At 42.6% G+C, this 26,145-nt stretch carries 29 protein-coding genes; 8 read left to right on the forward strand and 21 right to left on the reverse strand.

Annotated features, from left to right (window positions below; all coding sequences use genetic code 11):
* The first annotated feature begins 674 nt into the window (after positions 1-674).
* Positions 675-1,142 (forward strand): RNA-binding protein, encoded by a 468-nt coding sequence (locus CKO50_RS10390; RefSeq protein WP_095728094.1) that lies wholly within the window; start codon positions 675-677, stop codon positions 1,140-1,142.
* Here CKO50_RS10390 and murI read toward each other — a convergent pair.
* Complete coding sequence (gene murI, locus CKO50_RS10395; protein ID WP_095728095.1) at positions 1,131-1,919, reverse strand: glutamate racemase; 789 nt, start codon at positions 1,917-1,919, stop codon at positions 1,131-1,133. The two genes, CKO50_RS10390 and murI, sit on opposite strands and share 12 nt — an antisense overlap.
* Positions 1,920-1,982: 63 nt before the next feature.
* Positions 1,983-3,110 (reverse strand): DUF5610 domain-containing protein, encoded by a 1,128-nt coding sequence (locus tag CKO50_RS10400; RefSeq protein WP_095728096.1) that lies wholly within the window; start codon positions 3,108-3,110, stop codon positions 1,983-1,985.
* A 164-nt stretch (positions 3,111-3,274) separates the two neighbouring features.
* On the opposite strand from CKO50_RS10400, the gene trmA reads away from it, so the two are divergent.
* A complete protein-coding gene (trmA, locus tag CKO50_RS10405; RefSeq protein ID WP_095728097.1) occupies positions 3,275-4,369 on the forward strand; it encodes a tRNA (uridine(54)-C5)-methyltransferase TrmA in 1,095 nt (364 codons plus the stop codon).
* A gap of 10 nt (positions 4,370-4,379) precedes the next feature.
* Here the strand turns inward: trmA and CKO50_RS10410 are convergent, their stop codons facing one another.
* The 5 genes from CKO50_RS10410 to ccoG are packed head-to-tail and all read right to left on the reverse strand — an operon-like array spanning position 4,380 to position 8,651.
* Positions 4,380-4,838 (reverse strand): DUF523 domain-containing protein, encoded by a 459-nt coding sequence (locus CKO50_RS10410; RefSeq protein WP_069023300.1) that lies wholly within the window; start codon positions 4,836-4,838, stop codon positions 4,380-4,382.
* Positions 4,839-4,886: 48 nt separating this feature from the next.
* Complete coding sequence (locus tag CKO50_RS10415; protein WP_095728098.1) at positions 4,887-5,516, reverse strand: thiol:disulfide interchange protein DsbA/DsbL; 630 nt, start codon at positions 5,514-5,516, stop codon at positions 4,887-4,889.
* Between the two features lie 18 nt (positions 5,517-5,534).
* Positions 5,535-6,158: a thiol:disulfide interchange protein DsbA/DsbL gene (locus CKO50_RS10420; protein ID WP_095728099.1), complete on the reverse strand. Its 624-nt coding sequence runs from the start codon at positions 6,156-6,158 to the stop codon at positions 5,535-5,537.
* 16 nt (positions 6,159-6,174) lie between these two features.
* Positions 6,175-7,149, reverse strand: a complete 975-nt coding sequence (locus tag CKO50_RS10425) for a serine/threonine protein kinase (RefSeq protein WP_095728100.1) — start codon at positions 7,147-7,149, stop codon at positions 6,175-6,177.
* Between the two features lie 44 nt (positions 7,150-7,193).
* On the reverse strand, positions 7,194-8,651 hold the full coding sequence (gene ccoG, locus CKO50_RS10430; RefSeq protein ID WP_095728101.1) for a cytochrome c oxidase accessory protein CcoG: 1,458 nt from the start codon (positions 8,649-8,651) through the stop codon (positions 7,194-7,196).
* 249 nt (positions 8,652-8,900) lie between these two features.
* Here ccoG and CKO50_RS10435 point away from each other — a divergent pair, with 249 nt between their 5' ends.
* Positions 8,901-9,260: a hypothetical protein gene (locus CKO50_RS10435; RefSeq protein WP_255229517.1), complete on the forward strand. Its 360-nt coding sequence runs from the start codon at positions 8,901-8,903 to the stop codon at positions 9,258-9,260.
* The gene (locus tag CKO50_RS10440; RefSeq protein ID WP_010604378.1) at positions 9,260-9,463 is read left to right on the forward strand and encodes a hypothetical protein; all 204 of its coding nucleotides are present in this window, start codon (positions 9,260-9,262) and stop codon (positions 9,461-9,463) included. The genes CKO50_RS10435 and CKO50_RS10440 overlap by 1 nt, the downstream gene beginning before the upstream one ends.
* Positions 9,464-9,466: 3 nt before the next feature.
* Here CKO50_RS10440 and CKO50_RS10445 read toward each other — a convergent pair whose 3' ends face one another.
* The 13 genes from CKO50_RS10445 to gspC form a co-directional block, all read right to left on the reverse strand.
* Positions 9,467-10,036, reverse strand: a complete 570-nt coding sequence (locus CKO50_RS10445; protein WP_017219430.1) for a UPF0149 family protein — start codon at positions 10,034-10,036, stop codon at positions 9,467-9,469.
* A gap of 317 nt (positions 10,037-10,353) precedes the next feature.
* Complete coding sequence (locus CKO50_RS10450; protein ID WP_095728103.1) at positions 10,354-11,112, reverse strand: type II secretion system protein N; 759 nt, start codon at positions 11,110-11,112, stop codon at positions 10,354-10,356.
* Between the two features lie 2 nt (positions 11,113-11,114).
* Positions 11,115-11,588 carry a type II secretion system protein GspM gene (gene gspM, locus CKO50_RS10455; protein WP_095728104.1) on the reverse strand — a complete coding sequence of 158 codons (474 nt, stop codon included), beginning with the start codon at positions 11,586-11,588 and terminating at the stop codon, positions 11,115-11,117.
* Positions 11,585-12,790: a type II secretion system protein GspL gene (gspL, locus tag CKO50_RS10460; RefSeq protein WP_095728105.1), complete on the reverse strand. Its 1,206-nt coding sequence runs from the start codon at positions 12,788-12,790 to the stop codon at positions 11,585-11,587. The genes gspM and gspL overlap by 4 nt, the downstream gene beginning before the upstream one ends.
* Positions 12,787-13,788 carry a type II secretion system minor pseudopilin GspK gene (gspK, locus tag CKO50_RS10465; protein ID WP_095728106.1) on the reverse strand — a complete coding sequence of 334 codons (1,002 nt, stop codon included), beginning with the start codon at positions 13,786-13,788 and terminating at the stop codon, positions 12,787-12,789. The genes gspL and gspK overlap by 4 nt, the downstream gene beginning before the upstream one ends.
* On the reverse strand, positions 13,785-14,423 hold the full coding sequence (gene gspJ, locus CKO50_RS10470; RefSeq protein WP_095728107.1) for a type II secretion system minor pseudopilin GspJ: 639 nt from the start codon (positions 14,421-14,423) through the stop codon (positions 13,785-13,787). Before gspJ ends, gspK begins: the two co-directional genes overlap by 4 nt.
* Complete coding sequence (gene gspI / locus CKO50_RS10475) at positions 14,423-14,800, reverse strand: type II secretion system minor pseudopilin GspI (RefSeq protein WP_095728108.1); 378 nt, start codon at positions 14,798-14,800, stop codon at positions 14,423-14,425. The genes gspJ and gspI overlap by 1 nt, the downstream gene beginning before the upstream one ends.
* Complete coding sequence (locus CKO50_RS10480; RefSeq protein ID WP_039490907.1) at positions 14,797-15,390, reverse strand: prepilin-type N-terminal cleavage/methylation domain-containing protein; 594 nt, start codon at positions 15,388-15,390, stop codon at positions 14,797-14,799. The genes gspI and CKO50_RS10480 overlap by 4 nt, the downstream gene beginning before the upstream one ends.
* A 3-nt stretch (positions 15,391-15,393) precedes the next feature.
* Positions 15,394-15,819 (reverse strand): type II secretion system major pseudopilin GspG, encoded by a 426-nt coding sequence (gspG, locus tag CKO50_RS10485; RefSeq protein WP_026001105.1) that lies wholly within the window; start codon positions 15,817-15,819, stop codon positions 15,394-15,396.
* Positions 15,820-15,883: 64 nt separating this feature from the next.
* A complete protein-coding gene (gene gspF, locus CKO50_RS10490) occupies positions 15,884-17,110 on the reverse strand; it encodes a type II secretion system inner membrane protein GspF (protein WP_010378505.1) in 1,227 nt (408 codons plus the stop codon).
* Positions 17,110-18,648: a type II secretion system ATPase GspE gene (gspE, locus tag CKO50_RS10495; RefSeq protein ID WP_303621307.1), complete on the reverse strand. Its 1,539-nt coding sequence runs from the start codon at positions 18,646-18,648 to the stop codon at positions 17,110-17,112. The genes gspF and gspE overlap by 1 nt, the downstream gene beginning before the upstream one ends.
* A 40-nt stretch (positions 18,649-18,688) precedes the next feature.
* Positions 18,689-20,755 (reverse strand): type II secretion system secretin GspD, encoded by a 2,067-nt coding sequence (gene gspD, locus CKO50_RS10500; RefSeq protein ID WP_095728110.1) that lies wholly within the window; start codon positions 20,753-20,755, stop codon positions 18,689-18,691.
* Between the two features lie 27 nt (positions 20,756-20,782).
* Complete coding sequence (gene gspC, locus CKO50_RS10505) at positions 20,783-21,667, reverse strand: type II secretion system protein GspC (RefSeq protein WP_095728111.1); 885 nt, start codon at positions 21,665-21,667, stop codon at positions 20,783-20,785.
* Between the two features lie 276 nt (positions 21,668-21,943).
* On the opposite strand from gspC, the gene hslR reads away from it, so the two are divergent.
* The 4 genes from hslR (at position 21,944) to CKO50_RS10525 (ending at position 25,366) form a co-directional block, all read left to right on the forward strand.
* Complete coding sequence (hslR, locus tag CKO50_RS10510; protein WP_010378496.1) at positions 21,944-22,354, forward strand: ribosome-associated heat shock protein Hsp15; 411 nt, start codon at positions 21,944-21,946, stop codon at positions 22,352-22,354.
* 11 nt (positions 22,355-22,365) lie between these two features.
* Positions 22,366-23,211 carry an Hsp33 family molecular chaperone HslO gene (gene hslO, locus CKO50_RS10515; RefSeq protein ID WP_095728112.1) on the forward strand — a complete coding sequence of 282 codons (846 nt, stop codon included), beginning with the start codon at positions 22,366-22,368 and terminating at the stop codon, positions 23,209-23,211.
* 263 nt (positions 23,212-23,474) lie between these two features.
* The gene (locus CKO50_RS10520; protein WP_010378491.1) at positions 23,475-25,013 is read left to right on the forward strand and encodes a phosphoenolpyruvate carboxykinase; all 1,539 of its coding nucleotides are present in this window, start codon (positions 23,475-23,477) and stop codon (positions 25,011-25,013) included.
* 158 nt (positions 25,014-25,171) lie between these two features.
* Positions 25,172-25,366: a hypothetical protein gene (locus CKO50_RS10525; RefSeq protein ID WP_010378488.1), complete on the forward strand. Its 195-nt coding sequence runs from the start codon at positions 25,172-25,174 to the stop codon at positions 25,364-25,366.
* Positions 25,367-25,410: 44 nt separating this feature from the next.
* On the opposite strand, the gene CKO50_RS10530 is transcribed toward CKO50_RS10525, so the two are convergent.
* Positions 25,411-26,136 carry a hypothetical protein gene (locus CKO50_RS10530; RefSeq protein ID WP_255229518.1) on the reverse strand — a complete coding sequence of 242 codons (726 nt, stop codon included), beginning with the start codon at positions 26,134-26,136 and terminating at the stop codon, positions 25,411-25,413.
* Positions 26,137-26,145: the final 9 nt, after the last annotated feature.

The raw sequence follows: 26,145 nt of genomic DNA on the forward strand, positions 1-26,145 counted from the left end.
CTTGCATGTGTTAGGCCTGCCGCCAGCGTTCAATCTGAGCCATGATCAAACTCTTCAATTAAAAGTTTTTTTGAAACCTAAGTTTCATGCTCATTGAATTCTGATTTTGATACCTTTCGGTATCGAATTGACTGTGCTGAATAAACTATGTTTATTCTGTTGGTCACTCAGCTCAATTGAGACTCTAAATTTGTTTGCGTCATCTAGCGAACTAGAATCTGCTGTTAGAACTCAATCTGTACGAGTGCCCACACAGATGATTGCTTCATATTTTTAAAGAACGTTTCGAAACATTTCGTTGTTTCGAGGGATGTGCATTCTAAGCATTCCCAATTTTTTGTCAACACTTAATTTTGAATTTCTTTATCAGAAGTTTCGAACCTAAGTTTTACTTGACGCTAACTCGTTGCTGCTTTGCTTTTCAGCGTAGCGCCCCGTGTCAGTGGGGTCGCATTATAGGGCGATCCGATTTTAGTGCAACCCTTTTTTTCGACCTCCCTGTTCGTTCGAACAACAATTAAACAAAAGAGGCTTTTATGTACAGATAACGTCCAAAATAAGACAAATCTTACTATTAGAACTATATTAATTATTGCGAAGTTTAATTAACTCGTTAAGATAGCTAACTCACTTGTTAAATTAATGTTTAACCTTCTTTCAATTGGTATATTTATATGAAGTCTTTTGATCATAAAGCAATTTTGATCACTTTGGTTATTGCAGTAGCGAGCTTTTTCATTGTTGATCTTGCATTAAGCTCTACTCAGCTCGACGCTGCCCTTATGCTTGCCGTAGGTATTATCATCGGTGGTGTAATAAGCCAGCTTTTAAAAAGTGATACACAACAAGAAAAACAATCAAACTTATCAACCACTACATTATATGTAGGCAATCTACCATATCGAGCCAACGAACATGTTGTCCGCGAGCTTTTCGAAAAACAAGGGCAAGTATTTTCAGTTCGTCTACTTAAGGATAAAAATACAGGTAAACGACGCGGCTTTGGTTTTGTTGAGATGTCAAAACGGGATGCAGAAAAGGCTATTACTCAGCTCAATGAGCGTGAATTTCAACAGCGTACATTAAAAGTAAGAGAAGCAAAGCAAAAGCCTGAAGGCGAGATGGATCACTCACCTGCTTAATTGATCTTTATTTAAATCAATAATAGAGATTGCTTCTTTACTACCTATTACTGGTGCCGTTGCATAGAAACGCACTTCCGACGCACTCGGCACCTTTTCCCTTACTACTATTTGACTTCCCAACAATGACACCGCGCGATTAGCTATTGCCTTGCCTGAATCAACCAGCTCAACATGTTGCTGTAAGCAATTCTTGATATCGTGAGCTATCAAAGGAAAATGTGTACATCCCAACACCAGCCTATCAACAGTGGCTGGAATGTTAAGCCGAGCTATTTCCGCGTAAAGCGCCTCTTTATCCAACTCGTTATGCCAATAAAAGTGTTCTGCGATTCTAACAAGCTCCGTTGAATGCAAAGTTTCAACTTTACAGCCTGAGGTAAAGTCCATGATGAGCTTATGCGTATAAGCATTATTTGACGTTGCCGGTGTTGCCAGTAGTGCGATGTGCTTGGTCTTTGAACTAGACGCAGCAGGCTTAACAGCAGGAACAACACCTATAATTGGAATATGGGTATGTTTTCTGGCTTCTTCTAATGCGTATGTTGAAGCGGTATTACATGCAATAACGATCAGATCAACATTGCCCAAGCATTGCTGTTGCCAACAAATAAGTCCTTTGATACGTGATTTGATTAGCTCTTGAGGCTGAAGACCATAAGGGAGAAAAGCGTTGTCCATAACATAGCTGAATGACCCCCCCTGCAAACATGCCTTTAAGTGCGACAGCACACTGGTGCCACCTATCCCCGAATCAAAAACCAAAATATGCGACAAACTTCATTCCTCAAATCAATGGAGCATGAAGTTTGCCACGAGTCCTCGCGAAAATAAACTCGCTTAGCTTGTTTGTTTTTGCTCTACCTGCTCTTTATTTAATTCATTCAGTTTACTTAAAAAGCTACTTGCATAATCCAAAAACTCATTTAGTTTCGACTGACCGTCATTCATCCAAGCAAGCAGGTTTGGCAACTCATTATCGGCATTGAGTCCTTTAGCTTGCTCTTGCATATCTGCTAACTGCTTATTCAGTGGCATAAATGCCTTCTCTAACTCTTTCATTGGATTGCCTTGCTGATATTGAGCAATCGCAGCAGACGTTTTACTTTGTCTTAAATCCATCGTGAAATTAGTGATCTGATCTGAGTTTAAACTAAGCGACTTTGCCAAATCGAAAGCTTCATCGTATTCACCACCGAAAAAAGAGTCACTGACATTACGGATATCTTCCATCATATCGTTAATTGCTTGCTGCTCCTCTTCGTTCAACTCACCATTTACCTTAATTGAGAAACTGACTTCGTGAGAGGACTTAGTGCCATATGCCATGCCATAATCATTACCTTTTTGCGCAACACTCGCAGCGGCTCCCTGAGAATATGCATCGGAGAATGAAATAACGACTTCATCTCCTTCAGCTGTCGTAAATGCATATTCAGCCTGATTAGAGAGGCTCGCAAACTGCGCGGCACTGATCGCTAATGCTTTTGGCGACTTTTCTTCAAACAGCTCTTTTTCAAAATCATCTAAACCTTTAAAAATCCCTTCTCGTGATTTTTCAATACCATCTTCGATGTCGGAATTAAAAGCCCCCATGCCTTTTAACTCTTCGCTGGCTTCATCTATCCCCTGAAGCACGCCCTTACGTGCCCCATCGAGCATGGATTTCAATTCGTCATCATTTTTGCCGTCGACTTTGGCTTTCTTCACTGCACCCTGAACAAAATCGAGTACATTTTTGACAATAGATTCAAAATCAAATAATGGCTTGTCTTTTTTGTCTTGTGTCGGCTTCTCAATGCCCAACGCTTCTGCAAGCTTATCATCAAGAATTTTTGCAGCTAATTTGGATTTATCACCCGCATAGCTGTCTGAATTAATTTGGATATTTGGTCCTATCCCTTTGCTCTTTCCAGGCTTATGCTGCATCGCTGGATTGAGCAACTGATTTAATTGCCCGATTTTCATGGTATGCCCTCCAATATATTAGTTAGATTATCGGCATATTTGCGCAAAGCTAAAGTATAATGATTAAAAAAACAGCAAACCAGACGCATCAGTGATGCTAGACTGGACAAATTAGCAACGCTCCCTAAAATAGCGCCTCTTAATTCAACATAGATGGTTTTAGCATGGCAGTAATAAAAATTGATGATTCAGCATACGAGCAACAGTTAGCAGATAAAGCTGAGCGTATCACAACACAATTTGCACAGTTTGATGCACCTGCACTTGAAGTGTATGAATCTGCAACTCGCCATTACCGCCAGCGCTGTGAATTTAGAGTATGGCATGAGGGTGAAGATCTGTTTCACATCATGTTTGACCAGCAAACAAAAGAAAAGATCCGTGTTGATAACTTTGATCCTGGTGCACCACTTGTCAATGAAATGATGCAGGTGATGATACATCAGCTGAAAGGCAACGAAATATTGCGTCGTAAACTGTTTCAGATCGACTATCTCACGACGCTGAGTGGTGAAGTACTGATCAGCTTACTTTATCACAAGCAGTTAGATGAAGCGTGGCAAACCGCGATGCAGACATTGAGAGCCGAGTTGCAACAAACCTATAAAGTTGATTTTATCGGTCGTGCTAGAAAACAAAAGGTTGTGTTTGGCAACGACTATGTAACTGAAAAACTAAGCGTTAACGGTAAAGAGTATATTTATCAGCAGGTTGAGAACAGCTTTACGCAACCGAATGCGGAAGTGAATCAGAAAATGCTAGCTTGGGCGCAGTCCATTAGTGAACCACTAAACAACGACCTACTAGAGCTTTATTGTGGTAACGGTAACTTTTCAATCGCATTGGCTGGTTCATTCAATAAAGTGCTGGCTACTGAGATCTCTAAATCATCAGTAAAGTCTGCACAATTTAATATTGCAGCAAACAAAGTCGATAACTTAGATATTATTCGCATGTCGAGTGAAGAGTTTACACAAGCCATGAAAGGGCAGAAGTTTTCTCGATTAGATGGTATTGATTTACAGTCCTATGATTGCCAAACGATTCTTGTCGACCCGCCTCGTGCTGGCATGGATGAATTAACCTGTCGCTTGGTCAGCAACTACGACAACATTATTTATATCTCATGTAATCCAGACACGTTAGAGCGTGATTTAGCCTTGTTATGTGAAACACATAAAATCGCACGTATGGCGATTTTCGATCAGTTCCCTTATACCCATCATATTGAATCTGGCGTTTACTTAGTGAGAAAGTGATCTCTAACGATTAACGACTGGCTGCCATCGCTGTGATAAGTGCTGGCAGCTGAGTTTCGCTAAAGACTTGAATACCGGATTGCTGCAATAAAGACGCCGTCAGCCCCTGCCCTACTATTTTTTTACCTGTATGACTACCATCGTAAATCAGATTGCTGCCACAAGACGGGCTGGACTCTTTTAACAACGCAAACTTTATATCGTGCTGAAGACAAGCCGCTAGCGCTTTTTTAGCACCGAGTTCAAACGCGGTGGTAAAATCATCCCCTTGTTTACTCAAAACTTTACCATCTGCTATTTCAGCCGATGGGCGAGGTGTTGGTAAACCACCAGATACTTCGGGGCATAGCGGTAAGACCCAATTTTTTTGCCGCCAATACTGTAATGTATTGTCTTGAAGGCTTTGTGAAGAGGCGTCATACCTCACCGGATAACCTAATAAACAGCTAGAAACTAAAATTTTAAACATAAAAAAGCCCCGCAACAATTGCGGGGCTAGTCTAATACAAATTAGATTTTATTTCTTTGCTAAATAATTCACTAAAGCAGCAATTTGATCAGGCTTAGTCGTACCAGACTCACGAAGTAATAGCTTGTATTTACCGTTTACCACGAACATTGGTACACCTGTTAGCGCGCCTTTATCAGAAAGAGTCTTCTGCATACGTTGCATTTTTGAAGCTTTAGTACGGACAGAGAAACTAGCATAAAGTTTATCAAACTTCTCTTCTTCAACACCTTGTGCAATAAAGATATCTTTTACATCAGCAAGTTCATTGATTTTTGCACGCTTACCATGGATATGATTAAACATGGCTGCAACTATCTTGTCTTTTTGTGGCAGTACTTCAGCAGTTGCAAGTGCTTGTGCCAACACCTGTTGAATCTCAGGCTCTCTTGGACCAACAAAATCTATATGGCTCTTTTTAAACTTAACGCCCTCGTCCAGCTTTGGTTTAACGTCAACGATTAAATTTTCCATTGCGTTACAGGCTGGACAATAAAAAGAAAAATACTCCATTACCTCAGGCTTTTTCGTACCACGCTCGGCAATAACTTCATAATGTACACCTTCTTCAAATGGCGCAGCCTGAGCAAGAAGAGGAAGCATTAGTGCAACCGCTAAGCCTTTTAATACTTTCAACATACTAACTTTCTCCAGTCCTTATTTTTTTAATAGATATGCGATCAATTCATCAAGCTGCTCTTGACTCTTGATACCTTTCATTTCGATTCTGTATTTGTCATTTACAATAAAAGTTGGAACGCCTGTAAGCGCACCCGCTTCAGAAAACTTATCTTGTGCTTTAAGCATGTTATTTTCAGCACTCACGACTGGCATGCTCGTAACAGCCTGATCAAACTTTTCAGCAGAAATCCCATTTAACTCCATTAGCGTTTTCAAATCTTTAATATCTAACAGTTTGTTTCTTTCAACATGAATAGCATTAAAAATCTTCTCAGCAATCACATCCGCTTTGCCTTCTTGCTCAGCAATAATATAGGCATAGCTTAGGTTGCTCTGCGTTTCTGTAGGAACACCTCGCAGGAAGTTCACATGGCTTTTTTCAAAGTACGCCCCCTCAGGTAAGTTCTTTTCAATCGCTTTTGCAATTGGCTCAAAGCGGAAACAGTGAGGACAGTAAAAAGAGAAAAACTCGGTAACTTTCTCTGATTTACTCTGTTCGGTTGTTAAGGTTGTGTAGTGCTCACCTTCGGTAAAGCCTGAAGCCATCGCAGCAATGGGCAAAAGCAATGCAATAAGTGCAACTTTTAATTTCTTTAGCATGTTACTCTCTCTAATTTTAAGGAAATAGGCTTAAACTTGGTTCATCTAATGCAGCAAATTGCTCTTTTAACGCTAGGATCTGTTGTTCCCAGTATTTGTCTGTCGCAAACCAAGAAAAGTTCCGCTCGAATGCAGGATCCTGCCAGCGCTGCGCCAACCAAGCCATATAATTCACCATTCTCATGGCACGTAGCGGCTCAATTAACGCAAGCTCTTTTGAATCAAACGGCATAAATTCTTCGTAACCCATAAGCAGGGTGTCTAACTGTACCAATTGCTCGTTGCGGTCGCCATTTAACATCATCCACAAATCTTGTATTGCAGGGCCTTGCTGACAATCGTCCAGATCCACCAACATCAATTGGTCTCTAGACCACAATAAATTTCCAGCATGACAATCACCATGAAGCCGAAGCGTTTTGGCAACTTGATACTTTGAGGTTGCTTTGTTAATAACTTGCTCAAGAATAGTAACAAATGGAGTATGTAGATGACTAGGCACTAACTGGCTTTTTAGCAGTGTTTGTTGCGCATCAATTAAAAAACGCTGGGTATTGAGCTGTGGTCTATGCTCGAATGCTCGCTCAGCCGACAGACAATGCAAGCGCCCTAGGTAGCGACCTAAAATTTCTAAGTGATCTAGATTATCGAGCTCGAACTGACGCCCACCAACGCTTGGAAACAACGTATAGCGATAACCTTCATAAAAATGCAGACTACGCCCAGCAATAAGTAAAGGTGCCACAACAGGCACTTCAGCTTCTTTCGCTGCCAGTGCAAACTCATGCTCTTCAAGAATTTGTTCATCCGTCCAACGCGCTGGGCGGTAAAACTTCACCACATAACGCTTGCCGTCCTCTGCACCAAATTGATAAACACGGTTTTCATAGCTGTTTAAGGCCAATAATCCCGTTGTCGGATATATCTCAAGTGCCTCAATCGCATCTAAAATAAGATCCGGTGTCAACGCGTTAAAACTAAAATCGTTCATAATGTTTATAAAAAAGCGAGGTTTTATACCTCGCTTTTACCTTATTATCTTCCTTTGAAGAAATTGGTCGGCTGCGCCAGCCGCTCTTCAGGATCGTCTTGGTTAATAAGCACAAACTCAAATTCAGTGACTGGCTTTTTCAAATCGTATGGATCAATCACAACAGAGAGTGGTACATCTAATGTCGTACCTGCAGCTAAGTGCACCTCTTGCTTGCCGATCACCTGATAATTACTTAGACCCGTTATTGCAATAGAAAATTTCTGCTCAACTTGCGCTTTATTTATCACTTTCAAGGTATAGGTATTTTCTACCAATCCCTCAATATTGATACGATAAAGCTGATTTCTATCACGAATAATATCAAGATCCATCGGCTTACGCATCGCAATGTTGGCAACTAACGCACCAGTGATAACAACCAGAATCATTAAATAACCGATTAATTTACCACGTACTGGTTTGGTCTTTTCGCTAGATGATTCTAAATTACGCTCTGTCGTGTAAGCAATCAATCCGCGCGAGTAGTTCATCTTATCCATAACGCCATCACAAGCATCAATACACGCACCACAGTTGATGCATTCATATTGCAAGCCATTACGAATATCGATACCGGTAGGACAAACCTGAACACACAGGTTGCAATCAATACAATCTCCTAGACCTAACTCTCTTGGATCTTGCTTGCGTCCTCGAGGACCTCGACTTTCACCTCGTTCGCTATCATAAGCAACGGTAAATGTGTCCTTATCAAACATAGCTGATTGGAAGCGAGAGTAAGGACAGATGTGTAAACACATAATTTCTCTCATCCAACCGGCATTACCATAAGTACAAATGGTAAACACGATGATGCTAATGACGGAATAAAAGCCCGCTGAAAAAGTAAGTAAATCAGGAAGCAATGAGCGGATCGGGGTAAAGTAACCAGCAAAAGTGATTGCGGTATACAGTGAAAAGAGCATCCAGCTACCGTGTTTTGCCGCTTTTCGCCAAAACTTGTCAAAATCCATCGGTCTCTGATCTAGTTTTTTCCGTTGGTTTGCCGTTCCTTCAAACTTTTCTTCAAACCAAATAAAGATAAACGTCCAAACGGTTTGCGGACAGGTGTAACCGCACCATACCCGGCCATAGAAGGTAGTCACCAAGAACAGAGCGAATGCCGCTATCATTAGAATAAAAGCAAAGATAGTCAGGTCTTGTGGCCATAGCGTCATGCCAAAAATATTAAACTTCTGCTCAAAAATATCGAACAACACCGCCTGATGACCGTGAAAATTTAGCCAAGGTAAAGCCATAAATGCCAACATACCAATAAAGCCGATACGCCTTCTTAGCAGTTGATGTAGGCCTGACACCGCCCGAACATATATGCGATTGCGAGGATTAAAACGATCGGGCGTAGAGCTATTGAGCGATTTCCCTTCAGTGCCACCTGTCGGCTTTTGAATTCTTACTTCGGACGGTATGTTTTTAACCTTGATTCTTTCGTTCTCCATGGAAGCTCCTTAGTGCTTTGGAACGAGATGCACTTGCTACAGTGACCTTGAAAAATACAGACTAAACTATTGCAATGTGCCCCATGACATAGTTTAGCGCTTACTATTATACGCTTTGAAACCCTATGATTAATAGTAAGTTGAGCTAAAACCCACCATAAATGATGAGAGACTTGTTGCGACCTGACAGACAAGTTTATTACACTAGGAACAAGATTTTTGTTAGCTAGATCAAATCAGCGTCAGATTATGAAAAAGTTCTTAGTATTAGCCATTATAGTCGTTGCTCTGTTTACTGTGGATCATCCATTGATTAAAGAGCCAAGAGATAGATTACTCGGTCAAGGCGTTGAAGTGCTCAGCGAGTCCAGCAAAGTACAACGCAGCACAGCCGCAAGAATCGCCAGAGCCAATGTCGTAAAAACAATTACCATGACAGATGACGAAAAGCGCTATATTGATGAAGCCCTTGCAACAGATGAAAAAGTAAGGCTTTTCCACCTAAAGTACTGTAAAGAAAACGACTATAACTTATATTTTTACGGCCCAGATCTCGTCCAAATCTGTGAAATTGCAGAGCAAGCTATTCATGAAGCGAAGGGATTATAATGGATTTTAGTCAATTAAATAAAAAGTCGGCAAAATCCTTTAATGATCAAAAAGCGCTTATCAAAAAGCTTAGTCAGGGACGTGTTGTCAATTGCCCAAGCTGTCAGCAACCCATTGCACTCAGTTTAAGCCAATCGACGTCAAATAGAGCTGTGGCACAATGCCAACAGGGTTGCACATTTATCGAGTTAGATCTCGCGTAAAGATTATTCAAATAGCCCACTATTCACTGCGGCAACTTCGACTAACTCAGCATAAGAAGCGGCAAACTCGTCAGCCAATTGCGCTTGAGTTAGTTGAAACTCGGTCAGTGACTGCCCTACTTTGTCACAGTAAATCGTTAACTGTTGCTCACCAAGTGCAAAAAGCCCCAGTTGCTCTGTGCTCACTTGCAAAGCTTGTTTAATATCGTCGGCGAGCGGACTGGACATCAATTGCTCATAAAAGGGCGTCGCCGCCATTAAAAAACCTTCTGCCCAATTAATTTTTTGCTCAAGTGGTGTTTCACCATTCCAAGGCAATTGAAATTCAGTTTCGTATACCTGCTCAGAAATCTCATGATGTAAAGCCATCAATGCAAATGCAATACTCTCATCTAGTTCGGGATCTGCGTTGGTTAAAGTCTTAAGCCACTTGTCTACCTCGATACCGTTTGGGTCTATACAGGTAGCAAATAGATATCCTTGTAAAAAAGCAATATCAATAGAAAGTTTGCGCGCAGAAAAGTAGTTTTCTAAATTCAGCTGATCAGCTGCAGTAAAAGAGAAGTCGTGCATAGTGTTGCCTTGAACTTAGGCGCCGTATCAGCGCCTACAAAAATACCTTTATATTAATAACTAACCTGAGGTTAGATTAATACCAATTAGTCTTAATACTTGCTCAATTTGAAGGAGCAAATCTGACGCTAACTGCGTTAAAAATTTCTCATTTAGAACAACTAAATAGCAAAATTTTCGCCTTGCCTACATGGATGTAGGTACCTTGGCGATAGCAGGACGCGGTAGCGGTGTTATCGACAAGATTTTCTCGCCTCAAACTAGGTCACTTAATTAAGCAAATTGGTATAACTAAAGTCTGATATGACAGAAGTATATTATAAATTTACCGGGTAACGACCTTCGCCATCCGGTCTACCCAAAAACTTAACCGCATCGTGTACTTCTTTTGGTAGACTCGCATCCGGCTTGATATTACCAGATACGCGAAACTGGAAGTTGGCAGCAAGTGTCGCATCAGCCTGTAAGCCCAAGCGGTTTTCAGGGTCAACTACCACGGCAATATCTCCTGATTTACAATCGAGCTGGCCACTAAGATCACCGATACTAAACCAACCATTCATGCCTTTAACATCAATATTTGGACTACTTATCTCACCATTTAGTCCTTCGCAGTACGGTGCACCACTTTGGTACTCCTTCACATTAACAATAACGCGCCCTTTGGCATCAACCGGCAATGGCAGAGTTACTTGGTCCATAGCCTGTTCAACACTGAAACGAAGTGAGGCATTATTTACCGTCATGGATTTACTTACTAAATTCGATGAGAAATTAGCTTTTCCTGATATCTCATTTTTATCTCTCGCATTACCAAACTGTACATTGCCTGCTAGATCACCGAGTAGTAATGCCGACGGTTCAAGCTCCCACTTAACCTGATTCAGTTGAATGTTATTGAATCTCACACCGCTCACTTGACCATGCCAAACAGAACCATTTACTGCACCTAGCTGCAAATTAGCTGGCAATTGGCCTTTAAAGACTTGCAGCAATACCGCTGCTGGCATAGTGAAAGCACTAAAAATAATAAATGCGAGTAAAAATATAATGAGTAGAGATAGTGTTTTTTTCATAATTATTTCTCTAAAACCAAGCGACTAACACGCACAAAGCCAGGTAAATTCCCTTGTGTAAGGTCTAGGTTTTCTACTTTTACTCCATGCTTATTTGTCAGTTCATCTATCCAAGCAACAAGTTTATTAAATTCCACATCATCGATGGTTAAACGCAGGCTTTCGCCACTAGGTTGCATTTTACTAATATCGATTTGAAAGCGGCCACGGGTATTATTGACTATCTGGCTGATATTACCGCCGCTAATCACCTGTACAGTACTGTTAGATTTCAGCTTATTCACGCTTTGACCAACCCAATTTACGAGTTCGTGATTACGTTTTAGCTTAGCTTCGGCATCGCTGACAGCCTGATTTAAAGGTTTGAATATACCCATTATCAGAACAAAAACGACAAAAATAACGCCGGCAACGATCAGCAGTTTTTGTTCTTGCTCTTTTAAACCACGCCAATAGTTAACTGCTTGCTGCTTCATGCTGCACCTCGAATACGAATTTCACCCACCACAAAGTCACCATCATTGTTCAGGGCACCCTGTTCGACGCTTACACCGCGTTGCTCTAAAATTGCTTTGACCTGACCAAATATCTGAAACTCTTTTGCGCGCGCTCTAATTCTGAGCTCATTCCTGCGTTTATCGTAACGCAACGTTTCAGGGGCAAAGGCATCAATCTCTTCATAAATAGCCACAAAGTGATTAGTTAATTCGAGCAAACCGCCCTGCTCTGTGCCAGATAACGCATCAAGCTCATTCTGGATCTGTTTTTTCAATAAGTGTGGACGCACTACTTTATTTGGAAATGCCCGTTGATACATAGCGACCGCTTGGGTTTCTAGCTGATTAGCTTGGTGGCTTATCACATACAGCTGAGTGCCTTTAATCGCGATAAAGCTTACTACTGCCACGCTTGCCGCTATTAGGCCACTGCGCCAGTCACGCCACCACTGCGGCTGCTTTTTCTTCGCAGCGAACTGCCCTTGACGCAAATTAAAGTCAATATTTGATAGTGATTTCGCGAAGATGGCTAAAGGTAAATCGTAATCTTGTTGTTGCGCTGTAAGCGTTATCGTTTCTGAGAAATCGCTTGCCGGGCTAAAATGCGCCAGCTGCTCAACACCCGCAATGGTGAGGTACTCGTTAACCCAGCTAAGTTCAGCAGTGCCAACTTGCCAAGCATTGTGTTTGAATAGCCATTGCTGACCTAACTGCACGGCGCTAGTCATCTCTTCATGAAGCGGCAAACATAAAGCATCCGGTAACGCTTTGCTTACACTGATCCCCACGTCATCGAAAGCACTAAACCAGCTTTGTAGCCAACTGCTATCACAAATAGCTACATCGATAGTATGTGTGTCGGCTTTCATGCCCGGTTTACCAACTGCGATAAATAGCGCATCGATGTCGGTCGCGACATGTTCCTCAAGCATAAACGGTAGGGCTTGCTCTAGTTTTCTATTCCATTTTGCTGGTAATTCTAGCGTGCGTAACTGCACCGCAGTCGCTGGTAGTAACAAAACAACCGGTCTCGTTTGCGCTTTTTCGGCGAGAGTAGCGAGTTGTTCACTCCCTTCTAGTTCACCGCTGGCAATAATTTGTTGCTGTTCTGTTGACCACACTAACCAGTGTATTGTCGCCTGGTGTGACTGATCCACACGGATCAATAATTGTTCTGTCACTCTACGCCTCCAAATTTACGAGCAAGCACGTACGCTTTACCATCTTTTATTTCTATAATTGATGTGAGAGAAAAGCGTCGCTCATCAAACACAGCTGTTGCTCGCAACTGAAAATAATTGCTGTTAATCGTAAAAATTTTGGAAGTCTTGTTTGGGTTTTTGACCCCTTGATTCGCGACTTCCGTGTAAAATTCGTTGATATCTGTAAAACCTTTTTTTGGCCTTGCAGAAATAATAGCTTCAGCACCTGACTTCGATAAACCAGTTATAAGCGCACTGAGTAAAAGCGCTTGTTCTGGCAATATCGTATTGACGTTTACCGCAAGCTCCTCACTTCCGGGGATCACGCAAACATAAGGCTTAATCTTTTCCATCACCAGCGGATTAAAGCCCTTAATCACTCGTAGTTCACTAACAGACGCCATCAAATTATTAGCCGTTAAATAAGGCGTCTGATTAGACATATACTCGTCTTCTTCTGCTCCTGAGCGATAAGTAATGCTATCTTCGTCAAGCCAATCATACACACTATCAGCAAGAGCTTCCTCGCTTTCGTTACTCGGCAAGTCCTCAATATTCTTCAAAAGTTCCAATAGCGCAGCATGAGCTGGGTTAGTATTCTTTCCACCAATCTGCCGACCACCTTGGTCATTTCCGTTTGTTTGTGACTTTGCTCTCAAGGCATTCAGATTTAAACATGCCTGTAAGTCTGTAACTTTACCGCTCAACGTACCATGATCAACAGGGTAAGGTACTTCTTCACGGGCCCAAGGCTGGTCTAGATTAACGCTATCAGGATCATCTTTTTTTGCTTGTATCAACGCTCTTTTAACCAACTCCTCAGCACCGTAGCTATACCACTTGGCTTGTTGCTGAGTTTGAATATTCGAGGCCTTTTGTACCTGCACCATTAAACTACTCGCCATTTCAGCGGCGATTGTCGCTGCCAATGCAACGATGAAAAGTACGATGACAAGTGCCGCACCTTGCTGCTTCATGGTTGTTGCCCCTTATCATCAGCAACACCACTGCCTGGCGTTAAAAACAATCGGCTTATTGGATCCGAGTCTTTTCTTTGCAACGTCACTTTAATCGCTTTAGGTAACGATTTCGACTTCCAATCAGCTTGCCATTTTAGTTTGTCGTCCAAAAACTCAAACTTTAATTCTTCGACATCTTCCAAGATGACTTGCGCGCGCGGCTCTGTACCATCAAGCTGATCAACGTATATTCGATAAATACGCTCAAGCTTGTCATCGATAACCCGATAGCCCACAGCCTGTAGTTCAGAACGTGGCAATAAACTAATAGGGTTAGTCCATCCATCACGAACAAAAGCGATACCATCATATTGGCTCTCAAGCTCATAACGGCCATGGATGATATAAGTTGGGCTAAAATCCCCAGCTTCGTTTCTGACTTCTCGCTTAGTGATCTGATTAAAATCCTGATCCATCAAGCGGAAAGTCGTTTGTAGACCTTCAATTTCGGCAATTTTTTCCGCTGAAGCCGCTTGAGCCTTCAACGTTGAATCTAAAATTTGGTGAGTCGCCGTCACCACCACCGCTAAAATAGCCAGTGCCAACAAAACTTCTATTAGCGTGAAACCACGCTGTGGTGTGCGCACTGTCACTACTTACTCCGGTACATAAAAGTGGTGATGTCATACACTGAGTTTTTGAGTTCAGGTTCGCGGAAAACGTGCACGGTGAGCTTTACAAAACTAGGATCTGCGGTTTGTTGGATATGCTGTTGCCAATACCAAGTGACCCCAGCCATTTCCTCTTCGCCTTTGTTACCATTCTTCCCATGCCAGTCATCGCCTTGCGCGCGCAAAAATACCAAGCGATTTTCTGCCACCCACGACGCATAGGTTTGCTCTTCAAGCGAGCCGATATGGTTTATATGCTCACTTGTTGCTTGCATTGCAGCAATACCAGCGACAGCACAAATACTGAGCGCAACCATGACTTCAAGTAAGGTAAAGCCTACGCTTTTTCTAGCGTTCATTCTTCAGGTTCCCGCTTCAGCCCTACAGGTGCCATAAATTCACCTTCGACAAAATATATTGGCTCTTGCAGTTCTTTATTTTCCACACTTAATCTAAATGCACTGACTTCACCGGAAGATAAAATAAGTACTTGCGGGATCTTGAGCTTTTTAAGTTCAAGTAAATTATCGTCGTCGCCGCCACTCATCAACTCTCGCCAATTTGCTTGCTCCAGTAAGTTATCTTGAGACCACGGCAGATCTTCTAAGATCAATTCCACTTTGTACTGCTCAGGCAGCTCAATTGGTTTGTAGATATCGTCGGCTTCGAAAGTTCGCCACTTCTCACCGTCAAAAACCAAAAACTCAATCACTCCTTTATCTAAGTGAAAGCCAAGCTCTACCTGATTTAGTACTGCAAATTCTGACGCGAGATTAATCGTCCCCTGCACACGCATAGCCATGGTTTCGAGCTCTTCCTCATCACTATCACTGACGGTATAAGTAATGAGGTTTACTGAAAAAGCAATGATCACCAAGACAATAAGGACTTCAAGTAAACTGAAGCCCTTTACCTTAGCTAATGCCGGTTTGTGCAGAGGTGCTAACATAGATTAACGTTCGTCTTCCGTATCCCAGTTACCGATATCATCATCAGTTCCTACTTCGCCATCCGGACCCATTGAAAAGATGTCAATTTGGCTCATTTCGCCTGGGCTTACTAATTGGTAAGGATTACCCCATGGATCTTCTGGAAGCTTAGAAATAAAGCCACCTTCAGGGAAACGTTTTGGTACCGGGTCAATATTTGTTTGCGTTACTAAAGCTTCCAAGCCTTGCTCTGTGGTTGGATAGCGTTTGTTTTTTAACTTGTACATCTTCATTGCGTCTTCAATCTGACGAATATCTAGACGTGCCTTTTCTTTTGCCGCTTCTTCTTGTTGACCCATCACGTTAGGCGCAACGATAGATAAGATCATACCGATGATAACAAGTACTACCATCACTTCTAATAGTGAGAAACCTGATTGTTTTTTCACAATGTTTACCTCAATGCTGTTATTGATGACCATGCAAAAACATGCGATGGCCTTTCCTTTTTGACTACAACCCTACGGCTTTGTTCATTGCCATAATCGGCTGAAGAATCGCCATAACTATAAACAGTACAATAATTGCCATCGTCGCTATCATCGCAGGTTCCAGCAACTTCAGCGAGACATTTACCATACTCTCAAATTCTCTTTCTTGGTTATTCGCTGCACGCTCAAGCATCTGTTCTAATTCACCCGACTTTTCACCGCTGGCAATCATATGCAGCATCATAGGTGGGAACATTTTAGTCTGTTGCAACGACGCTCGAAGGCTTGCACCTTCACTCACCCGAGTCGCTGCTTCTGCAACGGAGGCTTTGATTTTTTCGTTCTCAAGTACTTGACCTGAGATTTTCATGCCCTCAAGTAGCGGAACAGAACTCGATGAGAGAATACTTAAGGTACGCGCAAATCGTGCAGTATTCACGCTACGAGTTACCTTCCCAAGACCCGGTAAACTCAGCAGCTTGCTATCATACCAAAAGCGGATCTTAGGTTTTTGTAATGCTTTTTTAATCGCGTAAGTGCCAATGACAACCACAGCCAATGTGATCATCCAGTAGTTTTGTACAAAATTACTGGCAGCCATAACCCACTCTGTTGTCCAAGGCAGTGCTTGCTTAGACTTCTCAAAGGTCTTCAAGATTTTTGGTACTACCGTTCCCAACAGAATGGAAACAATCGCGATAGCAAAGATAACCAAAATAATGGGATACACCATCGCTTGCGTAATTTGGCTACGCATATGTTGGCGCTGCTCAGTGTAATCGGCCAAGCGATTTAGTACTTCATCTAAGTGCCCTGACTTTTCTCCAGCGGCAACCATAGAGCGGTACAAGTGATCAAATACGTGAGGAAACTCCGACATACCATCTGCAAGTGTGTAACCTTCAACAACTTTTGATCTTACCGCCATCAGCATACGCTTTAATCTTGGCTTTTCACATTGCTCAGCCACAGCCATCACCGCAGCTTCAACGGGTAAAGAAGATTGGATCAAGGTCGCCAACTGGCGCGTGATCAAGGCAAGGTCTGATACCGAGGGACGGTAGCCTTTAAAAAGCGTAAAGCCACCGCTACTTTGGTTTTTATCTTTCTCAGCAGCAGGCAAAACTTCAAGTGGCATCATGGCTTTTTCTCTCAGCATTTGCCTAACTTGCTTCGCCGTATCCGCCTCTAAAATTCCTTTCTTCTCTTTGCCTTTACCATCTAAGGCGCGGTATTCAAACGCAGCCATTAGCCTTCCTCACGCGTTACACGCATTACTTCTTCTAAGGTTGTTTGGCCAGCCAGTACTCGCGAACAGCCATCTTGTCGGATGCTTGGCGTACGCTTACGAATATACTTCTCTACCGCTTGCTCACCTTTACCGTTATGAATAAGTTCGCGGATAGGCTCATCAACGATGAGAAGCTCATGAATACCTGTACGGCCTTTGTAACCATTGAAATTACACTCTTCACAGCCAACAGCACGGAAGATTTGCGTACCACTGTCTTTGGCCACACCCAGTAGTTCACATTCTCGTTCATCCGCCAAATGCGCTTCTTTACAGTTAGGGCAGAGCGTTCGTACCAATCGCTGTGACAGCACGCCTAGCAGTGATGAACTTAAAAGGAACGGCTCAACCCCCATATCTTCCATACGCGTGATAGCACCGGCGGCCGTATTCGTGTGTAGTGTGGATAATACCAAGTGACCGGTCAAAGACGCTTGAACACCAATTTGCGCGGTTTCTAAATCTCGGATCTCACCGACCATCACTACATCGGGATCTTGACGTAGGATCGCACGTAAACCTCGAGCGAATGTCATATCCACTTTTGGATTTACTTGTGTTTGGCCAATGCCTGGGATCTCATATTCAATCGGATCTTCAACCGTTAAAATATTACGATCCCTAGAATTGATTTGTGTCATGCCGGCGTACAAGGTCGTACTCTTACCTGAGCCCGTTGGACCGGTAACCAGTATGATGCCGTGAGGCTTGGCTATGATCTCTGCAAACGCATCGCGGTTTGCTTGGGTCATGCCCAAATCTTCGAGATCTAATCGCGCATTATTTTTGTCTAGTAGACGCAGCACCACTCGCTCACCAAAGCTTGATGGCATCGTCGATACACGCACATCCACGGCTCGCCCCGCAATCCGCAGACTAATACGGCCATCTTGCGGTACACGTTTTTCTGCGATGTCGAGCTTAGCCATTACTTTGATACGAGACACTAATAATGAAGACAACTTACGATTTGGCTTCAATACTTCTTTCAGTACGCCATCAACCCTAAAGCGAATAACCAGTTCTTGCTCAAAGGTTTCGATATGGATATCCGACGCACCTTCTTTTATCGCTTCACTCAACATGGCGTTAATGAGCTTGATGATAGGCGCATCATCATCCGCAGCTAGCAGATCTTCTGTTTGTGGCAACTCTTCAGCAAGCGAGAACAAGTCCATCTCGTTGCCGATATCTTCCATCATCTGTTGTGTTTCAGAGCTATCTCTTTGATAAGACGCTTCAAGCATATGCTCAAAGCGTTCTTCATCTAGCGCTTCAAGATGTAATGTTTTGCCTGCAACACGGCGTACTTCCATCAGCGTTTCAAGATCAAGTGTGCCTTTGTGAAAGAGCTTAGCCTGATCGCCATCTGGGCTGAGTAACACCCCTTTTCGACGTGCAAACGAAAATGGTAAACGCAATGAAATCGTCGGTACGACAGGCATGTCAGCCACTTCGCCTAGTATTGGCTCAGCGCTTTGTAGCTGCGCTGCCATCTCTTCAGCCTCAGCACCTAAATCTGGCGTGACTTTTTCATCAATCATTTTCACGCTCTTTTCTATTTTGTTCTTTCAAGAACTCTTCATACGTCGGTGGCAAAGTAAGCTTGTCGTCCCACTTAGGAAGGATTGGCGTATCTTCAAATGGCATTAACTCGATACCATCTTCTCTTTGTTTATGCTGCTCACTACGGATAAAGTTATATTTTGAATGGCTAATCTCATTCATACTTCGGCTATCACGTACAATAGTAGGACGGATAAAGACGAGTAAGTTACGCTTTTCCTTCTTAGTCCCTGTTGATCTAAATAGGTGACCTAACACTGGAATATCACCTAATAGTGGTACTTTAGAAACACTTTCTTGAACGGTTTCGTCAATCAGACCACCTAAGATAACCATGCCGCCATCATCCGCGATAACCGTGGTATTGATAGCACGTTTAGCCACTCGAATATCCACCGACGTCGCACCTTTCACGCTTGATACTTCTTGTTCTATCGTCAGTTGAACGGCTGTACCATCGTTAATCTGAGGGGTTACTTTTAATTTAATACCCACTTCTTGACGGTCTACCGTTTGGAATGGGTTTGAGTTATTGTCGTTTGCAGTAGAGCCAGTCACGATCGGTACTTCTTCACCGACGATCATGGACGCTTCTTCGTTATCCATAGTCGTAACTGACGGTGTAGCTAGAATATTTGAGTTGGTATCCGTGGTTACTGCTTGAATGATTGCACCCCAATCATTCTTCACAATACCAGCCGCCAGACCATTGATATTTTTCAGTAGGCCTGCCAAACCGCTATAATCACCGCGCTGAGTCTCTGTTGTATTAGAAACTTTGTTATCGTCACTTCCTACTATCGTACCTTTCACTTCGATATCGCGAGCTTGTTGTGCTGCAACAGCTAGTGAACCGATCGGAACAGTGTTGCCATCATTAAACTGCAGCACCCCGCCTTTTTCAGAGATCCATTGTAAGCCAAGGTTAATACCATCGGCTTCAGAAACCTCAACAACAATCGCTTCAACCAGTACTTGAGCTCGACGAATATCTAACTTTTTAATCACCTGAGTTAATGAGCGCATGGTATCTGGCTGTGCGGTAATCACCAGCGAGTTTGAGTCTTCGTGCGCCTCAATACTGGTTTCATTTTTGCTACTACTGCGAGTTCTTGCTTGCTGACCTGCGGCTTGCTCTTCTTCAATCGATTTACTCACGCCTTGAAGAACCTTAACCAAGTCTTCCGCTTTTGCGTAATTCAGATAGAAGACCTGAGTATTGCCTTGAGATTGTAATTCATCATCTAAACGCTTGATGAGTTCAGCCGCGCGGCTACGGGCCTGTGATTCGCCACTAACAATGACGCTGTTGGTACGGGTATCTGACACAATTTTCGGGATAAGGAAGTCTGGTACACCACCTTTCCCTGAGTCTTGGAAAATCTTTTCAACGACTTTAACAACATCTTCAGCTGTGGCATGCTTCAACTTAACGATATCAACACGCTTATCGCCTGCTTGGTCAACTGTTTTGATAATATCAACAAGGCGATTCACCGAGGAAGCATGGCCGGTTAGCATCATCACGTTTGCTGAATTTAGATTGGTTACGTGACCACCATCTTTTTGGTCACTGAATTGACGAATAAGCGGGCCAAGCTCTTGCACACTAACGTTCTTCACACGCACAACGCGTGTTACCATTACGTCACCATTACCTAGCTCTTCACCAGATACCAAAGGGACATTTGACTTTTTACCATCAGAACTACGAACTACCTTAAGCACACCGCTATCCATTTCAATAACAGAATAACCATACACTTCCAGCACGTTTAAAAAGAACTGATAATAAAGCTTTTCATCCATCAGCTCATAACTGCGAACATTGATATTACCGCGCACGTTAGGGTCTATGATGATAGTTTTATTCAGCTTATCACTAACGATATTAATGAATTCATTAATATCGGTACCTTTGAAGTTCGCGGCATATTCAACCGCAGAAACAGAAAGTGAAATACCAGCAGCAATCAAGAGCGTTGCATACTTAGCTAACCCTTTTTTGGTTTTTGTGAGGTGTAGCTTTTTACCCATTATTCTAAAACTCCAAAATTAGTAACTTTACAGGCTAAACTGCACATCCATCACCTGACCGCCTCGCTCGATCGTGATGTTTGCATCTGTGCTCGTTCTAAGTTCATTAATAGCTGACATAGCCTGTTTCATATCCGTGAGCTGAAATCCATTAATTGCGATTGCTAGATCATTTGCTTGTAAACCGACTTGTTTAAATAGCTCGGGATCTTTACCAGGTGTGAGGCGATAACCAATTAGCTCTCCATTGCGGCGTTCTGGTGAAATTTTAATATAATCAAATAATTTACCTGGATCGCTAAGCAATTCTTGGCGACGATTTGCTAGTTCATTTCGAGATGGAGTAGGTGAAGTTGTGCTGTTGACGATTTTCTTTGGCTTTGTTGGCATCGCCACAGTGCGACTAAACTCTATGCCATCTAACATAAGCGTTTCAAAACGCCCACTAACGTCCAATATCACACGATCAGGTAATACCCGAGCAAGCTTTGCACGAGTGCCTGTGATGGGCGCGTCAACAGAATAGGTCTCTTGACGCCCCTGAGATTCAATAATAGCAAGGCCTGCACCATCATCTTGGCTGACAGCCACGATACCAGTTAGCCTAACGTTAAGCGTTGTTTCTGGTGCATCAGAAACCACAGGCTGTGGTTTGCTATCAGGCTTAGCATTTGCCTCACCAAACAAGTTTTGAGCAACAATTCCTTGGCTTGTGATACCGCTACTTGATTGACTATACAGTTGTGATGCAGGGAGCAAGGGTTGAGTTTGTGGCACAGGCCATAACAACCAAAATAATTGCGAAAAGAGAAACGCAACGTAAACAACCGACAGGACAACAATGATACGACTCAATTTTGCATGAGGCAAACCAAGCCAAAACTTCTGAAGCTGTTGTAACTGTAATTCCATATAATACTTTTCTTATTCTCTTGAACGCCCCAGTGTACCGCCTCGAAATTTTTTCAACAAGCGTGCATTTGTTAAACTTTTAATTAAATAGGTACACCGTAGGCCAATTAACTGAATCTAAACTTAACCTTGGAACATAGACACACATATTAGTTCATTTTTTAGGTAAAGTGCGATTAACTCACAAGTTTAGTGCCTGTCATCTACTTTGTTTGCATAACGAAATATGCTAAATTTATCAGGTTAAATTTCACACTAGCAAATAGTTAACGAATTGTGACAAAACTCCAACAGGAAAACAACCAATCTGAACAGAAAGTTCGTATTGATAAGTGGTTATGGGCTGCTCGCTTTTACAAAACACGAGCGCTTGCTCGCGATATGGTCCAAGGTGGCAAAGTACATTACAACGGTCAGCGCTGTAAACCAAGTAAAACGGTTGAAGTCGGCGCGGTAGTGAAATTGGCCCAAGGATATGAAGAGAAAGAAGTAACCATACTTAAAATCATGGAAAAGCGACAAGCGGCTCCTATCGCTCAAACTCTTTATGAAGAGTCTGAGGCGAGTATTGAAAAACGAACGCAAAACGCGTTGGCGCGCCAAAACAATAGCTTGTTTGCGCCTCGTCCCGCCACTAAGCCGGACAAGAAACAACGCCGTGAATTACTTAAATTGAAATCAAACTAGGATTTTCATTGATGCAGACTGATTTACTTCACCGTTATATTTTCGACAAGTTAGACGTACGTGGTGAGCTTGTACAAATAGAACAGACTTTTACTGACATCATTAGTGGTCACAACTACCCAGAGCCTGTAAAGCAGCTATTAGGCGAGTTATTGGTTGCAACCAGTTTGCTTACCGCTACGTTAAAATTTGAAGGTGACATTGCTGTCCAGCTTCAAGGTGATGGCCCAGTAAAATATGCGGTTATCAATGGTAATCACAAACAACAGATGCGCGGCGTAGCTAGGCTGCAATCTGAGGTTTCAGGATCATCTGTACCTGAGCTCATGGGCAAAGGCTATATGGTTATCACCATTACACCGACAAAAGGCGAACGCTATCAAGGCATAGTTCCGCTTTCTAAAGCATCACTTGCCGAATGTTTAGAAGAGTACTTCGAGCAATCTGAGCAATTGAAAACCCGTTTATGGTTCGCAACAAGCCTAGTTGGCGATAAAGTGAAAGCGGCTGGTCTGTTTTTACAAGTACTGCCTGTCAATAAAGAAAAGTCTGTTGCCGATTTCCAACATCTTGAAGCACTAAGCGACACGATTAAAGATGAAGAGCTACTAGATTTAGACGCCAATACCGTACTAACAAGACTGTATCACGAAGACAATCCTCAACTTTTTGAACCACAAGCTATCTCGTTTGTATGTGGATGTAGCCGTGAAAAAACCGAGAATGCGCTGGCCAATGTCGGACTAGAAGCCTTGATGGAAGACTTGCAAAAACACGGCGAAGTCAATATTAGCTGTCATTACTGCTTGAAAAACTACGTTTTTAACGAGCAAGATATTAAATCGTTATTTAATTAAGTTGCGCTTTAGCCCTTAATTACAAAATGAAACCGCCATTTTTGGCGGTTTTTTTATGGCTATTGGGTGATACCGGTGTCATAAAACATATAAAAGCTATGACACCGGTATCATTGAAATTATTCAAGTTTTTTGACGTTTTTATGTAATTTTAAGCACTCTAAAGGCTCGAATATCTCAATTTCATCTGTTACTATAAATTTAGCTAAGGGCAAGAGTACCCCAGAGCTATCCCGTTCAACTCTCACTTTTTAGGTATAAACATGACTTCAAGCGCTACTCGTTTTGTCGATTTAACCGCAGCTGAACTTGTCGAACACGCTATCCGTCGTGGCGAGGGCACTTTAGCCGCAAATGGAGCTTTTGTTGCAAAAACTGGTCGTCGTACTGGACGTTCACCAAACGACCGTTTCATCGTAAAAGAATCAAGCACAGAAAATGACATCCAATGGGGTAACGTAAACCGCCCATTCGAAGGTGCTAAGTTTGATGCTTTATGGGCTCGCGTAGAAGCGCACGTTCTTGAAAATGACCACTTCGTCTCTCACTTAGAAGTCGGTGCGGATCCTGAGCACTATTTACCTGTCGTTGTAACGACTGAAACTGCTTGGCACCACATTTTCGCTAAAAACATGTTTATCGAACCTAACTCTTATAACAAAACTGATTTACCTGAATGGCAGGTGATGAACGTACCTTCTTTTGTTTGTGATCCTGAGCGTGATGGCACAAACAGCGATGGTACCGTTATCATCAACTTTGCACAGCGCAAAGTGCTTATCGCAGGTATGCATTACGCCGGTGAAATGAAGAAGTCGATGTTCTCTGTACAGAACTTCTTACTACCAGCAAAAGGTGTACTACCTATGCACTGCAGTGCAAACGTTGGCGAAGCTGGTGACACAACGTTATTCTTTGGTCTATCAGGAACAGGTAAAACGACTCTTTCTGCGGATCCTAAGCGTTTTCTTATCGGTGATGATGAGCACGGTTGGGCACCTGGTAGCGTATTCAACATTGAAGGCGGTTGTTATGCGAAATGTATCGACCTGTCACAAAAGAACGAGCCTGTTATTTGGGATGCAATCCGTTTTGGTACTATTTTAGAAAACGTCGTGCTAGATGAAACGCGTACTCCTGACTATACCGATTCAAGCTTAACGCAAAATACGCGTGCAGCTTACCCTCTTGAGCATGTTGAAAAGCGTAAAGTTGAAAACCGCGCTGGCGAGCCTCGTGCAGTTGTATTCTTAACTTGTGACGTGAGCGGCGTATTACCTCCAGTTTCAATCCTAAGCGAAGAAGCTGCGGCTTATCACTTCCTTAGTGGCTACACAGCGAAAGTAGGCTCAACTGAGATTGGTTCAACTTCTGATATCGAATCAACTTTCTCAACTTGTTTTGGTGCTCCTTTCTTCCCGCGTCCAGCAGGCGTGTACGCTGAGCTACTAATGAAACGCGTGCGTGAGTTTGGCGCTAAAGTTTACCTAGTAAACACAGGTTGGACTGGTGGCCCTTATGGCATTGGTAAGCGTTTTGACATTCCAACAACTCGCGCCGTGATTGATGCAATCGTAAACGATACATTAGAGGGCGTTGAGACACAGCACATTGAGGCACTAAATTTAGATGTACCAGTGGCAGTGGAAGGTGTTGATAGCAAGCTACTTAATCCAGTAAACACATGGCAAGATCAAGCTAAGTATGCTGAATATGCAGCTAAGCTTGCGGCAGATTTCAAAGAAAACTTCGCTAAATACGATGTTTCTGAAGCAATCAAAGCAGCAGGTCCTCGCGGCTAAACCTAAGAAAGATTCCTTTATCAAAAGCGCCCCTTGTTTGGGCGTTTTTTTGTGCCCCTTTTACACATAAATATCCTTAAGCAAACCTAGCATTAATATTTAGGTACATACACGCTTATATATTGCTGATTATTTAAACAGCACGTATAAGGAAAACCATGAAATTACAATTAAAGAAGAAACAACTAAAATCGCTGCAAGCGAAAGATCTAAACAATCAGGCAACTAGAAAAATTGCTGCCGCAGGTGCGACTTTTGGTTCTAGAGTTGATTGTGGCAGTTGGCAAATTTGTGATACTCACCCTGCGATTTGTGAGTCAATGGGACTTTGTCGTTCAGTAGATATCTGCTAATAACGCGATAACCAAGTCCTTTAATAGGGCGAAAATTCGCCCTATTACGACGTACTCCAAAGCTTATTTAGCACCAATTTTTTAAAGGTTAATACAAATTGTTTCATCGTGATTGGAATGATAGCCACAAGCGCAATTCCCTTATCAAAGTCAGGATTAACACAACAGTAAAGTGCAATCTCAGTTTTGTTGCTTTCTCTAAAGCGTGTAATTTCAGCCTCGCTGTAATTGGTTTTGCGTCCAACCGCCTTCAAACACCTTAGGCCATTATGAGGGCTTACCAAGCCAACCGGATTGATGGTGTCATAGAGCGTTGCTATCGCGCTATTTTGAGGCAAGTTATTTGGATAAACTTCGGCGATATTTTTTGCCATGGCCCTGAACATGGCGGGACTGAGCATGGTATCTGCATATAAAAGTTTTCTACGTGGGTTACGTATATAACGTTTTAATACTTCTATAAGAGAAAACCTAAAAGTACTGTTTTTCCCTCTAAAGTCAGGCAAAAAAGCAGCTGAAGCGCCAACAATGCAAACATCCTTGTTGCTATCATCAAAGGTCAATAAGCAATAGCCGACAATGTCACCGCCTGATAAAAACAACCGGAGTCTGCGCTTTGTGCTTTCGCCTTTTTCAAAGTACAAAGCAAAGTAATGCTCTACCTCGACATTGGAAAAGCTTGTCGCTATCACTCGCTTCAATTGGTTTAAATACGGTGTATCTAACATTCCCTTTTGATAGCTTAAATCCCTATGCTTTATTGTGCTCAACTTGCTCGC

The sequence above is a fragment of the Pseudoalteromonas sp. HM-SA03 genome (assembly GCF_002289345.1).
GTDB lineage: Bacteria > Pseudomonadota > Gammaproteobacteria > Enterobacterales > Alteromonadaceae > Pseudoalteromonas.

Bases quoted from the DNA above. Each gene is read 5' to 3' on its own strand.
- CKO50_RS10390 (WP_095728094.1), top strand. From the start codon at position 675: ATGAAGTCTTTTGATCATAAAGCAATTTTGATCACTTTGGTTATTGCA.
- CKO50_RS10400 (WP_095728096.1), bottom strand. From the start codon at position 3,110: ATGAAAATCGGGCAATTAAATCAGTTGCTCAATCCAGCGATGCAGCAT.
- trmA (WP_095728097.1), top strand. From the start codon at position 3,275: ATGGCAGTAATAAAAATTGATGATTCAGCATACGAGCAACAGTTAGCA.
- CKO50_RS10410 (WP_069023300.1), bottom strand. From the start codon at position 4,838: ATGTTTAAAATTTTAGTTTCTAGCTGTTTATTAGGTTATCCGGTGAGG.
- CKO50_RS10415 (WP_095728098.1), bottom strand. From the start codon at position 5,516: ATGTTGAAAGTATTAAAAGGCTTAGCGGTTGCACTAATGCTTCCTCTT.
- CKO50_RS10420 (WP_095728099.1), bottom strand. From the start codon at position 6,158: ATGCTAAAGAAATTAAAAGTTGCACTTATTGCATTGCTTTTGCCCATT.
- CKO50_RS10425 (WP_095728100.1), bottom strand. From the start codon at position 7,149: ATGAACGATTTTAGTTTTAACGCGTTGACACCGGATCTTATTTTAGAT.
- ccoG (WP_095728101.1), bottom strand. From the start codon at position 8,651: ATGGAGAACGAAAGAATCAAGGTTAAAAACATACCGTCCGAAGTAAGA.
- CKO50_RS10435 (WP_255229517.1), top strand. From the start codon at position 8,901: ATGAAAAAGTTCTTAGTATTAGCCATTATAGTCGTTGCTCTGTTTACT.
- CKO50_RS10440 (WP_010604378.1), top strand. From the start codon at position 9,260: ATGGATTTTAGTCAATTAAATAAAAAGTCGGCAAAATCCTTTAATGAT.
- CKO50_RS10445 (WP_017219430.1), bottom strand. From the start codon at position 10,036: ATGCACGACTTCTCTTTTACTGCAGCTGATCAGCTGAATTTAGAAAAC.
- CKO50_RS10450 (WP_095728103.1), bottom strand. From the start codon at position 11,112: ATGAAAAAAACACTATCTCTACTCATTATATTTTTACTCGCATTTATT.
- gspM (WP_095728104.1), bottom strand. From the start codon at position 11,588: ATGAAGCAGCAAGCAGTTAACTATTGGCGTGGTTTAAAAGAGCAAGAA.
- gspK (WP_095728106.1), bottom strand. From the start codon at position 13,788: ATGAAGCAGCAAGGTGCGGCACTTGTCATCGTACTTTTCATCGTTGCA.
- gspI (WP_095728108.1), bottom strand. From the start codon at position 14,800: ATGAACGCTAGAAAAAGCGTAGGCTTTACCTTACTTGAAGTCATGGTT.
- CKO50_RS10480 (WP_039490907.1), bottom strand. From the start codon at position 15,390: ATGTTAGCACCTCTGCACAAACCGGCATTAGCTAAGGTAAAGGGCTTC.
- gspF (WP_010378505.1), bottom strand. From the start codon at position 17,110: ATGGCTGCGTTTGAATACCGCGCCTTAGATGGTAAAGGCAAAGAGAAG.
- gspE (WP_303621307.1), bottom strand. From the start codon at position 18,648: ATGGCAGCGCAGCTACAAAGCGCTGAGCCAATACTAGGCGAAGTGGCT.
- gspD (WP_095728110.1), bottom strand. From the start codon at position 20,755: ATGGGTAAAAAGCTACACCTCACAAAAACCAAAAAAGGGTTAGCTAAG.
- gspC (WP_095728111.1), bottom strand. From the start codon at position 21,667: ATGGAATTACAGTTACAACAGCTTCAGAAGTTTTGGCTTGGTTTGCCT.
- hslO (WP_095728112.1), top strand. From the start codon at position 22,366: ATGCAGACTGATTTACTTCACCGTTATATTTTCGACAAGTTAGACGTA.
- CKO50_RS10520 (WP_010378491.1), top strand. From the start codon at position 23,475: ATGACTTCAAGCGCTACTCGTTTTGTCGATTTAACCGCAGCTGAACTT.
- CKO50_RS10525 (WP_010378488.1), top strand. From the start codon at position 25,172: ATGAAATTACAATTAAAGAAGAAACAACTAAAATCGCTGCAAGCGAAA.